The sequence below is a fragment of the Hydrogenophaga sp. PAMC20947 genome (genome assembly GCF_004795855.1).
Classification (GTDB): domain Bacteria; phylum Pseudomonadota; class Gammaproteobacteria; order Burkholderiales; family Burkholderiaceae_C; genus Hydrogenophaga.
Map to the genome: position 1 here is coordinate 541,087 of NZ_CP039252.1, position 14,019 is coordinate 555,105.

The 14,019-nt window shown below is 63.1% G+C and carries 15 protein-coding genes; all 15 read left to right on the top strand.

Annotation, left to right across the window (positions count from 1 at the left end; genetic code table 11):
* Positions 1–34 precede the first annotated feature (34 nt).
* The 15 genes from E5678_RS02475 to E5678_RS02540 all read left to right on the top strand — a co-directional run bounded on the left by E5678_RS02475 (position 35) and on the right by E5678_RS02540 (position 14,015).
* A complete protein-coding gene (locus E5678_RS02475) occupies positions 35–1,390 on the top strand; it encodes an AMP-binding protein (RefSeq protein WP_247596887.1) in 1,356 nt (451 codons plus the stop codon).
* Entirely contained in the window at positions 1,387–1,722 is a 336-nt protein-coding gene (locus E5678_RS22550; RefSeq protein ID WP_247596888.1) for a hypothetical protein, read from the top strand. Before E5678_RS02475 ends, E5678_RS22550 begins: the two co-directional genes overlap by 4 nt.
* On the top strand, positions 1,719–2,624 hold the full coding sequence (locus tag E5678_RS02480; RefSeq protein WP_210731971.1) for an acyl-CoA synthetase: 906 nt from the start codon (positions 1,719–1,721) through the stop codon (positions 2,622–2,624). The genes E5678_RS22550 and E5678_RS02480 overlap by 4 nt, the downstream gene beginning before the upstream one ends.
* A complete protein-coding gene (locus E5678_RS02485; RefSeq protein WP_136177061.1) occupies positions 2,621–3,193 on the top strand; it encodes a LolA-related protein in 573 nt (190 codons plus the stop codon). The genes E5678_RS02480 and E5678_RS02485 overlap by 4 nt, the downstream gene beginning before the upstream one ends.
* Positions 3,190–5,526, top strand: coding sequence for an MMPL family transporter (locus tag E5678_RS02490; RefSeq protein ID WP_348770362.1), 2,337 nt, complete (start codon positions 3,190–3,192; stop codon positions 5,524–5,526). The genes E5678_RS02485 and E5678_RS02490 overlap by 4 nt, the downstream gene beginning before the upstream one ends.
* Positions 5,523–6,170: a hypothetical protein gene (locus E5678_RS02495; RefSeq protein ID WP_136177062.1), complete on the top strand. Its 648-nt coding sequence runs from the start codon at positions 5,523–5,525 to the stop codon at positions 6,168–6,170. Before E5678_RS02490 ends, E5678_RS02495 begins: the two co-directional genes overlap by 4 nt.
* Positions 6,167–6,967, top strand: coding sequence for a polysaccharide deacetylase family protein (locus tag E5678_RS02500; protein ID WP_136177063.1), 801 nt, complete (start codon positions 6,167–6,169; stop codon positions 6,965–6,967). The genes E5678_RS02495 and E5678_RS02500 overlap by 4 nt, the downstream gene beginning before the upstream one ends.
* Before the next feature lie 112 nt (positions 6,968–7,079).
* Entirely contained in the window at positions 7,080–8,270 is a 1,191-nt protein-coding gene (locus E5678_RS02505) for a beta-ketoacyl-[acyl-carrier-protein] synthase family protein (RefSeq protein ID WP_136177064.1), read from the top strand.
* On the top strand, positions 8,267–9,079 hold the full coding sequence (locus E5678_RS02510) for a beta-ketoacyl synthase chain length factor (protein WP_136177065.1): 813 nt from the start codon (positions 8,267–8,269) through the stop codon (positions 9,077–9,079). Before E5678_RS02505 ends, E5678_RS02510 begins: the two co-directional genes overlap by 4 nt.
* 41 nt (positions 9,080–9,120) lie before the next feature.
* The gene (locus E5678_RS02515; RefSeq protein WP_247596991.1) at positions 9,121–9,513 is read left to right on the top strand and encodes a 3-hydroxylacyl-ACP dehydratase; all 393 of its coding nucleotides are present in this window, start codon (positions 9,121–9,123) and stop codon (positions 9,511–9,513) included.
* Positions 9,510–10,247 (top strand): 3-oxoacyl-ACP reductase FabG, encoded by a 738-nt coding sequence (gene fabG / locus E5678_RS02520; RefSeq protein WP_136177067.1) that lies wholly within the window; start codon positions 9,510–9,512, stop codon positions 10,245–10,247. Before E5678_RS02515 ends, fabG begins: the two co-directional genes overlap by 4 nt.
* 143 nt (positions 10,248–10,390) lie before the next feature.
* On the top strand, positions 10,391–11,437 hold the full coding sequence (locus E5678_RS02525; RefSeq protein WP_247596889.1) for a dialkylrecorsinol condensing enzyme: 1,047 nt from the start codon (positions 10,391–10,393) through the stop codon (positions 11,435–11,437).
* Positions 11,434–12,570, top strand: coding sequence for a beta-ketoacyl-ACP synthase III (locus E5678_RS02530; protein WP_136177068.1), 1,137 nt, complete (start codon positions 11,434–11,436; stop codon positions 12,568–12,570). The genes E5678_RS02525 and E5678_RS02530 overlap by 4 nt, the downstream gene beginning before the upstream one ends.
* Positions 12,570–12,968 carry a hypothetical protein gene (locus tag E5678_RS02535; RefSeq protein ID WP_136177069.1) on the top strand — a complete coding sequence of 133 codons (399 nt, stop codon included), beginning with the start codon at positions 12,570–12,572 and terminating at the stop codon, positions 12,966–12,968. Before E5678_RS02530 ends, E5678_RS02535 begins: the two co-directional genes overlap by 1 nt.
* A 33-nt stretch (positions 12,969–13,001) precedes the next feature.
* A complete protein-coding gene (locus E5678_RS02540; protein ID WP_136177070.1) occupies positions 13,002–14,015 on the top strand; it encodes a BtrH N-terminal domain-containing protein in 1,014 nt (337 codons plus the stop codon).
* Positions 14,016–14,019 lie beyond the last annotated feature (4 nt).

Consider the following 14,019-nt stretch of genomic DNA (forward strand, 5'->3'; position numbering starts at 1 on the left):
TGATTTTCGTGAGCCTGTTTCCTGGAGTCTTGAGGTGACCACAACTTTGCTGCCACTGGTCAGCAGCTTGACCCTTGACGATGTTCTGGCGTTTCGCCCGGAAGGACCCGTTCTGGTGCGGGATTTTCTGGCCGATGCCTGCCGGGTCGCCAAAGCCTTGCCACCACCCGCCTGGGTCGTGAATCTTTGCGAAGACCGTTACCACTTTGCCGTGGTGTTTGCTGCCTGCCTGTTGACGGGAAAAACCAGTTTGCAACCCGCTTCACAGTCCAGCCAGACGCTGGGGCAGCTGGCCCGGGACCACGCGGGCGCCTTCGCGGTCACTGACAGCGGTTTTGAAGAGCTGCCACTGCCGCGTGTGGCGTTTGCCGGCCTCAACACGGGCGAGGCTGAGCCCGTTCTCGAGATACCGATGATTGCCGGCGACCGCGTTGTTGCGGTGTTGTTTACCTCGGGCTCGACGGGTTTGCCCCAGGCGCACGGCAAAACCTGGGCCATGTTGGTGGCCAACGGCCGCGCGGAGGCCGAGGGTCTGGGGCTGCTGGGCAGCCACACCGCGCTGGTGGGCACGGTGCCGGTTCAACACAGCTACGGATTCGAATCGACGTTTTTGATGGCGTTGCACGGCGGCTGTGCGTTTTGGAGCGGGCGACCCTTTTATCCCCAGGACGTGGTCGAGGCGGTGCAAGCCGTGCCGAGACCGCGCATGGTGGTGACCACCCCCTTTCACCTGGCCAATTTGCTGGCCTCGGAAGCGGTATGGCCTTCGGTTGACGCATGGCTGTCCGCCACGGCGCCGCTGGAGGCGTCGGTGGCAATACGGGTCGAGGCACGGAGCGGTGCGCCGGTATTTGAGATCTATGGTTCCACCGAGTCGTCGCAACTCGCCTGGCGCCGGACCACAGACGGACCCGTCTGGCGCTTGCTGCCCGACGTGCGGTTGGTGCAAAACGGGGATGAGACCTGCGCCGAAGGCGGGCATGTGGGCGGCAGCGTGCCCTTGTCGGACCTGATCGAGCTGCAGGCTGATCGGCAGTTTTTGCTGCACGGCCGCCATGCCGATTTGATCAACATCGCAGGCAAGCGCACCTCGCTGGCCTATCTCAACCACCAGCTGCGCGCCATAGATGGGGTGGACGATGGCGCTTTTTATATGCCCGATGAGCCCGCTGAAGGCGCAGGTCTGCATGTGGTGCGGTTGGCTGCATTTGTGGTGGCGCCTCAGCTGGCGCGGTCGGGGCTGGTGGCTGCCTTGCGCGAGCGAATCGATGCGATCTTCATGCCGCGCCCGCTGGTCTTGATCGATGCCTTGCCGCGCAACAGCATGGGCAAGCTACCGCGCTCGGCTCTGCAGTCGCTGTACGAGCAAAGCAAGATGGCTTCGACATGAGTGAGCGGTGCTTCGTCTGGCAGGTGCCTCTGGCGCATCCTGCGTTCGCCGGCCATTTTCCTGGTCGGCCCATCTTGCCGGGCGTGGTCTTGCTCGACCAGGCCATTCTTTTCGCCCAAGCGCAGGTGAATGCGACGGTGGGCGTGGACGAGGGCCATGGCGGCATGGACAGTTGGACGGTGTCGCAGACCAAGTTCTTGAGCCCTGTTGCGCCGGGAGAGAGTCTCACTTTCACCCTGACCCCTGACCTCCGTGGCGGTTGCAAATTTGCCATTCATGCATCCGATGCGCGCGCCGTGGCCACCGGCAGTCTGGCACCACGCAAGGCATGACCGAAGACGGGCAAGCCGACTGGATGCAGCAAGAGGAACGCAGCCACGCGCTGGTGCTGCGCTTCATGGTCTGGCTGTCGCTCACGTTCGGCCGGCGGCTGGGGCGCGTCGTGCTGCACATCATCACGGCTTACTTTGTGCTGTTCGCGCCCAGCGCGCGCCGCGCAAGCCGCCATTACCTGGAACGGGCCCTGGGGCGGCCCGCGGGCTGGCGTGATGGCTACCGACACGTGCTGGGTTTTGCCAGCACGATTCACGACCGCATTTACCTGCTCAACGACCGCTTTGCCGATTTTGACATCAAGGTCTACGGTGTGCAGGAAGTGCGTGGCACGCTGTCGGATGGCGTCGGCGCACTGCTGATCGGTGCACACTTTGGCAGCTTCGAGGTTTTGCGCGCCGTGGGGTGGGGGGCTGGCGGGCTGAAGGTGGCCATGTTGATGTACAAAGACAATGCCCGCAAGCTGAACGCATCCCTGGCCGCCATCAACCCCAAGGCCATGCAAGATATCATCCCTTTGGGCCGTATCGAGTCGATGCTGGAGGTGCGCGACAAGCTGGACCATGGCTACATGGTGGGCATGCTGGCAGACCGCACGCTGGGTGATGACGCCATGAAAATGTTCGATTTTCTGGGGCATCCGGCGCCGTTTCCTGTCGGACCATGGCGGTTGGCAGCGATGTTGAAGCGCCCCGTGTTTTTCATGACCGGGCTCTACCTGGGCGGCAACCGATATGAGCTGCATTTTGAGCCGTTGGCCGATTTTTCCCAGGTCGAGCGCGCGGATCGCCAGGCCGCGATTGAGCAGGCCATGGCGCGTTATGTCAGTTGTCTGGAGCGTTATTGCAAGCGTCAGCCCTACAACTGGTTCAACTTTTTCAATTTTTGGCGTACGAAATGAATCGATTTTTTCGGTGGGCTGTTTTGGGGCTGGGCCTCGTGGGCTCTTTGGCGCATGCCGCCTACAGCGTGGACCAGTTGATGGCCGATCTGGCCCAGAACAAGGGCGGACGGGCGCGCTTTGTGGAGACGCGGTATGTCGCGCTGCTGGACAAGCCGGTACAGGCTTCGGGGGAGATGGTGTACAGCCCGCCCGACCGCTTGGAAAAACACACCTTGTTGCCCAAAATGGAGTCCATGGTGCTGGACAAGGACACCCTGAGTCTGGAGCGCGACAAACGCCGCATGTCCATCAACCTCTCCAGCCGGCCTGAGGCGCAGGCGTTCGTCGAGAGCATCCGCAGCACGCTGGCCGGCAACCGCCAGGCGCTGGAAGCGCACTACAAGCTGGAGCTCACGGGAGAAAGAGCAGACTGGATGCTCACCTTGCTGCCCACGGAGCCCGCCATCGCCGCCTTGTTGCAGCGCATCAAGGTCAGCGGCAGCAAGAAGCAGGTGCGCAAGATCGAGTACTTTCAGGCCGATGGAGACCGTTCTGAGCTCGCCATCGAGCCGATCGACCAGCCATGATGTCACCGAGGGTGCGGGTGTTCCTGGTCTGGCTGGTGCTGATGTGCGCTGGCGTGGCTGTGGTGTCCCAAAGCCGGTTTTCGGCTGATATTTCGTTTTTTCTGCCTTCACGTCCGACGCCAGAGCAACAGGTGCTGGTTGCGCAACTGAAAGACGGCTCGGTCTCCCGATTGCTCATGGTCGCCGTGGGCGGCGGTGACGCCAAACAGCGCGCACAGGCATCACAAGCCATGCGGCAGCAACTGGCCGGCGGGGGTGGATTCTTGTCGGTGCAAAACGGTGCGGCGGCAGCCATGGACAGCGAGCGTGACTTTTTCCTGCGCCACCGCTACCAGCTCAGCCCTGCGGTGAACGCGGAACGTTTCACAGAAGCCGGCTTGCGCGATGCGGTGGGAGAGACGATTGACGGCTTGTCCTCTCCATTGGGCATGATGGTCAAGCCTTTTCTGGCCCAGGATCCGACCGGCGAGTTGATGGCCATACTGGAGCAGTTCAACCCAGGCGCACAACCCGAGATGCGCGCAGGCGTGTGGGCCTCTCGCGATGGCGAGCGGGCCATGCTGTTGCTTGAAACACAGGCGCTGGGTTCCGATATCGACGGACAGGCGCAAGCGGTGGAGCGGGTGCAAGCGGCTTTCGACACAGCCAAGGCCAAGGTTGAGGGCACACCGAACCTCGACCTGCAACTCTCGGGCCCCGGGGTCTTTGCCGTGAAGTCGCGCGAATCGATCAAGGCAGAGGTTTCCCGCTTGCTGGTGATCAGCACCATCGGCATCGTGGGCGTGTTGCTCTGGGTCTACCGCTCGCCTCGCCTGCTGGCACTGGGCCTGCTCCCCATGGTGAGCGGTGCGCTGGCGGGTGTGGTGGTGGTCAGCCTGGTGCATGGTGAGGTGTTTGGCATCACGGTGGGCTTTGGCTCGGCCTTGATCGGGGAGGCGGTGGACTATGCCATCTACTTCTTTGTTCAATCAGGTCGCATGGGGCTGTCCACCTGGCGCCAGACTTTCTGGCCCACGATCCGGCTGGGCGTGATGACTTCGGCGCTGGGATTTGGCGCCTTGCTGTTTTCGGGTTTTCCTGGCCTGTCGCAACTGGGCTTGTACGCCTTGTCGGGGGTGGTGACGGCGGCGCTGGTCACGCGCTTTGTGCTGCCCACGCTGGCTGGGCAGGTGGTGAGTGTGCCCGAGCCAGGTCCCTGGGTGCACCGTGCGCTGGGCTGGTTGGGTCAGGCCTACCGGCTTCGGGTGTGGGTCGCCATCGCGGCCGTTCTGGCGGGTGCATACCTCTGGCAGCAGCGCGACAGCTTGTGGGACGCCAATTTGTCGGCGCTCTCCACCGTGAGCGCGGACGAAGCCGAAGCCGATGGCCGCCTGCGAACCGATCTGGCTGCGCCCGATGCGCGTTACCTGGTGATGGCTTCGGGCGCAGACCAGGAGGCGGCGTTGCAGGCCGCGGAGCGCGTTGGCGCCCGGCTGGATGCGCTGACCGAGGAAGGTGTCATAGGGGGCTACGACAGCCCGGTTCGCTTCCTGCCCAGTGCCCGGAGCCAGCAGGCCCGTCTGAACCATTTGCCCGACCGCGCCGTGCTGGAAGTCCGCTTGAGGGCGGCTTTGGTCGACGCGCCCTTGTCAGCGGACAAGCTGGGCCCGTTTCTGGACGGCGTGGCCGCAGCCCGTGAGGCGGGGCCTGTGCGGCGAGCCGATCTCGACGGGTCGGCCATGGCGCTGGCCGTGGATGCGATGCTCACGCCAGGTGCCAAAGGGTGGAATGTGGTGATTCCCCTGCGGCCGCCGGCCGCCGGTGTCGACATGCCGGTGGACCGTCTTCAGGCGGCGCTGGCAGGCAGTGGCGCTTTGTTTGTGGACCTCAAAGGCGAGTTTGACACCTTGTATGGGGGTTATGTGGGTGAGGCGGTGCGCCTGGCGCTGGCGGGTTGTGCCTTGATCGTCTTGTTGCTGGGTGTGACTTTGCGATCGGTGGGGCGTCTCGCGCGCGTGCTGATTGCCTTGGCGCTCACGGTGGTCGGCGTCCTTGCGGCTTTGCACCTGGCGGGCGAACGCTTGCACTTGCTGCACCTGGTGGGCATGTTGCTCATCGTGGCTGTGGGCTCCAACTACGCGCTGTTTTTTGACCGCGCGGCGGGTGGTGAAGCGCTGGACGCCGCCACCCTGATGTCGTTGGGCGTGGCCACCCTCACCACCGCGATCGGGTTTGGCACACTGGCGGCCTCTCACGTGCCGGTGTTGCAGGCGATCGGTGTCACGGTCGGGCCCGGCGCCTTGCTGGCGCTGCTGATGGCGGCGGTGTTTGTGTATCCACCCCGTCGCACATGAGCCGCCCGGACGCCCTGACCGCATTGCGCGGCGGATCTGCGCTGATGGTGTTGTTGCCCGGGGCCTTGATGAAGCCTCAGCACATGGTCGATGCCGGGATGTTCGATGCGGTGGAACAGCGCCACCTTGATCTGGATCTGATGGCGGTGGATTTGCAGGCCTTGGGGGGCTGCAACCGACAGGCTTTGCAGGTCTTGCGCGATGACGTGCTGGCGCCAGAGCGCGCCCGTTACGCGCAGATCTGGCTCGCTGGCATCTCGCGCGGCGGACAACTGGCTTTGTCGTGTCTGGCCGAAGAGACGGCGCCGGTGGATGGCGTCTGTTTGCTGGCCCCTTACCCGGGCAGCCGGCTGACCATCAACGCCATCCGGCGCGCAGGCGGACTGGATACTTGGGTGCCCGATGCCACCGAGCTGGAGGACCCCGAGTTCCGGCTGTGGCGCTGGCTCAAACAACCCGTGCTCGAAATGCCTTTGTTCGTGGGCTACGGTGCCCAGGACCGTTTTGCGGACAGCATGCACACCCTGATAGAAAGGCTTCCCATGGCGCAAAGGGTCGAGGTCGAAGGGGGACACGACTGGGCTGCCTGGATGCCGCTGTGGTCACAGTTTCTGGACGTCGGACATTTTGGGAGGCAGTCTTGAGTCGGCCCTCATTCTGGACACCAGCGTTGCAGGCGTCTGCAGCGCTGCACGGCGCGGCCGCGCTGGGTGCTGCGTTGGTGCCTGGGGCATGGCCTTGGGGGCTCGCCGCCGTGGTCGCCAACCACGCCACCTTGACGGTGGCGGGTTTGCTGCCACGCTCTCAGTTGCTGGGCTCCAACTGGGTTCGTTTGCCTTCCAGCGCACAAGCCCGGCGCGAAGTGGCCATCACCATCGATGACGGCCCCGACCCAGAGGTCACACCGTTGGTGCTGGATCTGCTCGACGCTGCTGGTGTGAAAGCGAGTTTCTTTTGCATCGGTTGGCGCGCCCGGCAGGCGCCTGATCTGTGCAAAGAGATTGTCGCGCGAGGGCACCGGGTGGAAAACCACGGGGATTCACATTCCCATGCCTTTTCGCTCTTTGGCCCTCGGCGCATGCGGGCGGACATCGCAGCCGCGCAAACCACGCTGACCACGCTCAGTGGGCAAGCACCCCGGTTCTTCCGTCCGACGGCCGGGTTGCGCAACCCGTTTCTCGATCCGGTCTTGCAAGGGCTGAATTTGCAGTTGGCGGCCTGGACTCGGCGCTCGTTCGACACGCGCCGGTCCGATCCAGATCAAGCACTGAGCCTCCTCACGCGGGGGCTCGCCGCGGGCGATATCCTGCTGTTGCACGATGGCCACGCAGCGCGGGGCGCCGATGGGCAGCCCGTCATCCTGGCGGTTTTGCCACACCTCCTGCGCGCCATCCAGGAAGCGGGGTTGCGCCCTGTCACGCTGGAGGCCGCTCTGCGATGAGGCCCTTTTCCGGGCCTTTGACGACGGGGCGCCGACCCGCACATGGCCTGATTTTGGTGCGCGCAACAACCCCATCCTCTAAGATCAGCGTTTTGAACGACCGGTTGTGCCTGTGTATCCCTTGTTACTCTCCGCCTACACCCTGACCACCTGCCTGGGCCAAGGTCTGGACGCCCACCGTGATGCCCTGAAGTCCGAACGATCGGGTTTGAAGCGATGCGACTTCGAGTCGGTCACGCTTGACACCTGGATTGGCGAGGTCGAGGGCTTGAACCAGGTGCAGTTGCCCGAGGCGCTGGCGCGCTTTGATTGCCGCAACAACCGCCTGGTGCAGTTGGGCCTGGAGGCAGATGGTTTTGCGCAAAAGGTGCGCGCGGCGTCTGAGCGTTATGGTGCGGACCGGGTGGGCGTATTTCTGGGAACCAGTACCGCCGGTATCTTGCAAACCGAGCTGGCCTACCGACAGCGTGATCCGGTGTCTGGTGCGTTGCCCGAGGGGTTTGACTACGGTGGAACCCATAACGCCTTTTCCCTGGCCGCATTCGCCCGGGAATACCTGGGCCTCGAGGGCATGGCCATGGCCGTCTCGACCGCCTGCTCTTCCAGCGCCAAGGTGTTTGCCGCCGCCGCGCGCCAGATCAAATTGGGCACCATTGATGCAGCCGTGGTCGGCGGAGTCGACACGCTGTGCCTGACCACCTTGTACGGGTTTGCATCCCTGCAGCTCACCTCAACGTTGCCGTGTCGCCCCTACGACCCAGAACGGGATGGTCTTTCCATTGGTGAGGGGGCCGGTTTCGGCCTGCTGGAGAGGGCCGACAACGCGACACCGGGTGCCTTGCTGGTGCTCGGCGTGGGGGAATCCAGCGATGCGCACCACATGTCCGCGCCCCACCCGGAAGGCCTGGGCGCCCGCATGGCCATGGACGCCGCCTTGAACAGCGCTGGCCTTGGCGCTGGCGATATTGACTACATCAACTTGCACGGGACCGCCACGCCGGCCAATGACGCGGCAGAAGGGCTGGCAGTGAGCACCGTGTTTGGCGACCGCGTGGCCTGCAACTCAACCAAAGGCGCCACGGGCCACACGCTCGGAGCGGCTGGGGCCATCGAGGCGGTCATCTGCGCGCTGGCACTGACCGACGGGCGCATGCCCGGGAGTCCGGGCACCGGGTCGGTAGACCCGGCCTTGCCGCTGCGTTACCAGCGACACAGCGAAGCAGCGCCTTTGCGCCGAGCTTTGTCGAATTCGTTTGGCTTTGGCGGCAGCAATTGCAGCCTGATTCTGGGAGTGCAGGCATGAGCACCGTGACCCACGCCCCCCTGCGCGCCTGGATACAGGGCATTGGATTGATCGCGCCGGGTATGCCCGACTGGCCCACGGCCCGTGCCGTGCTGGCAGGCGAGCAGGCGTATGTGCCCGCGCCGTCGGTGCTGCCCGTGCCCAGCTTGTTGCCCACGGCGGAGCGCCGCCGCGCCAGCCGGGTGATCAAACTCAGTCTGGGTCTGGGCCTGGAGGCTGTGGCCCATGCGGGTGCCGACGCCAGTACGCTGGCCACCGTCTTCAGTGCGTCGGGTGCCGATGGCCACAACTGCCATGCCTTGTGCGAGCAGTTGGCCAGCGATGATCGACAGGTCTCGCCCACCCGTTTTCACAACTCGGTGCACAACGCCGCCGCTGGCTATTGGGGCATTGCGACCCGCTGCATGGCGCCGTGCCAGGTGATTGGTGCGTTTGACGCCAGCCTGGGCGCGGGTCTGCTGGATGCCATGGCACAAGTGGTCTGCACGAATGAGCCGGTCTTGCTCGTGGCCTACGACAGCGAGTACCCTCAACCGCTGTTTGCCAAGCGTGACACACCCGATTGCGCTGGCGTGGCCTTGCTGCTGACGCCTCAGCCGTCAGGACAATCCTTGGCCTCCATCGCGTTGCGCACCACCCGCGCCGCGGCCGCCACCTTGCAAGATCCCGGGCTGGAGCAATTGCGCCAGAAAGTGCCCGCCTTGCGCTCCTTGCCTTTGCTGCAGCGGCTGGCGCAGAGGTTGGCCGGCCCCGTGGTGCTGGATTACCTTGCACCCCAGCAGATTGAGCTGGATGTGCAGCCGTGTTAGACCATGCCTGGATCGCCGCCCACATCCCGCACCACGGCAACATGTGCCTGTTGCATGCTGTTCGGGAATGGGACGAGCACCACATCGTGTGCGAAGCGCTGAGCCATGAAGCGGTCGACAACCCATTGCGTGCGTCCGGGCGCCTGGGGGTCGCGACCGGTGTCGAATACGCTGCACAGGCCATGGCGGTGCACGGGGGGCTGCTGGCGCCCGCTGGCGCCGCGCCCACCCAGGGCTACCTCACCAGCGTGCGCGGCCTGACTTTGTACGTGCCGCGCCTTGACGACTGCGCCGGCCCTTTGCGTGTCTCGGCCGAGCGCCTCTCGGGTGATGCGCGGCTCATCCTGTACCAGTTCCAACTCCACCACCGGGACCGCTGCCTGCTTGAAGGCCGGGCATCGGTGGTGCTCGACGCCTCTTCCTTAGCGATATGAACGATACAAAAAAACCCAAACGTGCGCTGGTCACTGGAGGCAGTGGTGGCCTGGGCCGGGCGATTTGCCAGCAGCTGGCGGCGGACGGTTTTCACGTGATCGTGCACGCCAGCCTAAGCCTGGACAAGGCGCAGGGGGTGGTGGACCAGCTCCGCACCGCCGGCGGCAGCGCCCAGGCGGCGGTCTTTGATGTGACCGACCGGGTCGGCACAGCGGCCGCCCTGGCGGGCCTCACCGAAGAGGGCTCGGTGCAGGTGATCGTCAACAACGCAGGCATCCACGACGATGCCGTGTTCCCGGGCATGAGTGGTGATCAATGGGACCGCGTGATCGATGTGTCGCTCAATGGTTTTTTCAACGTGACGCAGCCATTGACCATGCCCATGCTGCGCACCCGCTGGGGCCGCATCATCAGCATTTCATCGGTGGCCGCAGTCGCTGGCAACCGGGGGCAGGTCAACTATGCGGCGGCCAAAGGTGCTTTGCACGCGGCCAGCAAGTCGCTGGCGCTGGAGCTCGCGAGCCGCAACATCACGGTCAACGTGGTGGCGCCTGGCATCATCGACAGCGGCATGGCCGAGGGGCAGTTCGATGCCGATGTGATCAAAAAAATGGTGCCCATGCAACGCGCCGGGCGAGCCAGCGAAGTCGCCGATTTGGTTTCCTTTCTCGCCTCAGATCGTGCTGGGTACATTTCAGGCCAGGTGATTTCGATCAATGGCGCCATGATTTGAGCCTTGGGCGGCTTATTAGAAATTTTGGTTGACAATAGAGGGTTGTGTTCGCCAATGGGTGGTCCGTGTTTCCACCTGCGAATGCCTTTCCTTTCTGTCATCCCACGAGGTCGATGACGGCGCTTCAATTAAGCCTGCCTGACATGATCTTGAAAAAACGCGTGCTGGTCCTGCTCTATTCGCAAACAGGGCAGCTCTCCGACGTGGTCGAACAAATGCTTGCCCCTTTGAAGGCGGACCCTGCCATCGAGGTGAGCGTGCATGCGTTGCGACCGGTCAAGCCGTTTCCCTATCCGTGGCCATTTTTTCCCTTCATGGATGCTTTCCCTGAGTCGGCATTGATGCGCCCTTGCGCGATGGAGCCGTTGGACATCGCAGAGGATGCGTCATTTGATCTGGTGATCTTGCCGTATCAGGTGTGGTACCTGGCGCCCTCATTGCCAGTGATGTCGTTTCTGAAGAGCGAACAGGCGGCTCGATTGCTCAAGGGCAAGCCCGTGGTTACCGTGATCGCTTGCCGCAACATGTGGTTGATGGCCCAGGAAAAGGTCAAAGGCTTGCTGCTCGATGTGGGCGCGAAGCTGACCGACAACGTCGCCTTGACCGATCTGAGTCCCACACTCGCCACACTCATCACCACCCCCCGCTGGCTGTGGTTTGGCAAAAAAGCCGGGTTCTGGGGGCTGCCCCCGGCGGGTCTGACCTCCGATCAGGTTTCGGGCTCACGCCGGTTCGGAAGAGCCTTGTGCGAAGCACTGCGCAAGGATGAGGAACAGACCGGCGCACCCATGTTGTCGGGCCTGGAGGCCGTGCAGGCCAATCCTCATTTGCTGGTGAGCGAGCGCGCCGGAACCCACAGCTTCCGCATCTGGGGCGGGTGGATCAGCGCCCTGGGCGCTCCGGGTGCACCGCAGCGCAAGCCGTTGCTGGCTACCTATACAGCTTTTTTGATTCTGCTCATCATCACGGTGGTTCCGATCAGTTTGGCGGTGCAGGCACTGCTTCGTCCCTTCATGAGCAAGCGCTTTGCCAAACTCAAAACCGAATTTGAACTGCCATCAGGCAGCTCCGGCGAACGTATGGCGATGTTCAGTGATGCAGCAGAGGCATTGTTGCCAACCTCGAACGCGGCTTCCAAGTCCGGCAGTCTGCTGGAAGAAGAGCAACCGCATGCCCATCCGTTGATATGAGTACCCCCGTTTACATCACGCGCACCGCAGCCTATTTGCCCTTTGCCCCGGTGGGCAATCACGAAATGGAGTCGGTGTTGGGCAGGGTGGCCGATCGTCCCTCGAGGGCCCGTGCCTTGGTGCTGCGCAGTAACGGCATCACGTCTCGCCATTACGCCATTGACCGTGCCACGGGCCAGACGGCCATGAGCAACGCACAACTCACTGCCAATGCCATTCGCGCTTTGGGCGATGCCGAAGGGATTGAGGTGCTTGCGACAGGGACTTCAACGCCGGATCAGCTGTTGCCCAACCATGCGGTGATGGTGCACGGCGAGCTCGGTTGGCCACGCCTGGAAGCGGTGGCTTGTGCGGGCATTTGTTTGTCTGGCATTGCGGCGCTCAAACATGCGTGGATGTCGATTGCCGTCGGGGGCGCGAACAAGGCGGTGGCCTGCGCGTCAGAGCTGGTGTCGCCCATGATGCGAGGACACCGGTTTGAGGCGGAGGTTCAGCACAAGGTGCAGGCGCTTGAGCAGCGCCCGGAGATCGCCTTTGAAAAAGATTTTCTGCGCTGGATGCTGTCGGATGGCGCAGCCGCGTTGATGCTGCAGAGCACGCCCGGTGCTGGCTTGTCTTTGCGCATTCGGTGGATCTCGCTCTCATCCGCGGCCCATGAGCTGCCGACCTGCATGTACGCGGGCGCCGACAAGGCATCCGATACCGATGCCCTTCAAGGCTGGTTGGCGTTCACGCCGCAACAGCATCAAGAGCGCTCGGTGTTTGCCATCAAGCAAGATGTGAAATTGCTCAATGCCAACATCGTGCGGGCCACACTGGCCGAGCCCCTGGAAACGTTGGCGAAAAAGCATGGACTGAAGGCCGACGACATCGACTGGTTCTTGCCCCACATTTCATCCATGTATTTTTATGAACCGGTCATGCAGGCGCTTGCGGCAATCGGCTTGCCCATTCCCCGCGAAAGGTGGTTCACCAACCTGACCAGCAAGGGCAACACAGGCTCGGCCGCCCCTTACATCATGCTCGACGAATTGTTTCAGTCGGGGCGCATTCAGCGGGGCCAGACGATACTCATGTTCATTCCCGAGAGCGGTCGTTTCTCCAGTGGATTTGTTTTCATGGAGGCTTGCTGATGGATCTCCAGGAGGTACCCCAGGAGCGCAACACCACGCTGGATGGCCAACGCAAGGTGGTTTACGCGAAAGACGCGCAAGGGCGCCTGCGGCTCGCACCCAGTCAAGGCTGGGAGGTTGAAGAAATCGTCACGACCCAAGCGCTGTCCAGCTTGCACCATCTGTCGACCCAGGCGCTGGAGCAAGTGCGAACTGGCCAGGCGTCGTCATTGGCCTACTGGATGCATGAGCGGCGCATGGATGAAGCGCTTTTGGCGCAGAGCACGGGGTTTTGGCGGTGGCGCGTGCGCCGGCACCTGAAACCACAGCCCTTCGCCAGCCTGAGTGCCTCCCAGCTTGAGCGCTATGCGCAGGCCCTGGGCCTTTCTGTCAACGCCTTAAAAACTGTTCCGACCTGAGCAGGTGAATGCCATGAAACGCCACCACGACCTATGCTGACTCCCACGCGTCCGCGCACCCATGCGGAGTTCTCCCATCAGCACGCCGGGCATTGTGAAAGCGGCGTGGCCTCGGCCTTGCTGCGGCACAGTGGTTTCGATATCTCTGAGAGCATGGCTTTTGGCCTGTCCTCTGGTTTGGCGTTTGCCTACCTGCCTTTTGTGAAGCTCTCGGGTTTGCCCCTGATTGCCTACCGCACACAGCCCAGGGCCTTGATCAAGGGATTGCGCAAACCGCTGGGTGTCGATTTCTCCTTTGAGACCTTTTCAGGTCCCGAACGTGGACAGGCCCGTTTGGACGAGTTGCTTGCCCAGGGCCATGTGGTGGGGCTGCAAACCTCGGTCTATTGGCTACCGTATTTCCCGCCTGAAATGCGGTTTCATTTCAACGCACACAATTTGCTGGTGTACGGAAAAGAGGGCGACGAATACCTGATCAGTGACCCCGTGTTCGAGGCCCCTGTGCGTTGCAAGGTGGAGGACCTGAATCGCTCCCGTTTCGCCAAAGGCGTGTTGGCGCCAAAGGGGCTTTTGTACATGTTGAATCGGCCGGCTGACCAGACGGAAGTCAGCCCCGCTGCATTGAGAAAAGCCGTCGCCAAGACCTGCCGGGGCATGTTGGCGCCGGTCCCCATTGCAGGGGTCAAGGGCATGCGTTTGCTGGCCAGCAAGTTTGAGAAACTGCCCAATGCCGACCCTGCCACGGCCGACTTCATCGGCCATCTGGTGCGCATGCAAGAAGAGATCGGTACCGGTGGGGCAGGGTTTCGCTTCATCTACGCAGCGTTTTTGCAAGAGGCGGCCGATCGGGCGGGCAACAACGCCTGGGCGGATTCTGCCGATCGATTGATTGAAATTGGCGATGGCTGGCGCGCCCTGGCATTGTCCATCGCGCGAATGATCAGAGCGAGGGATCCGATGGACACCGGGCGGTTGGCGCAGATGCTCAGAGGCCAGGCCGATGCGGAAGAGGCGTTGTTTCGAGCGCTCGCCAAGACCACAGGCTGAGCGC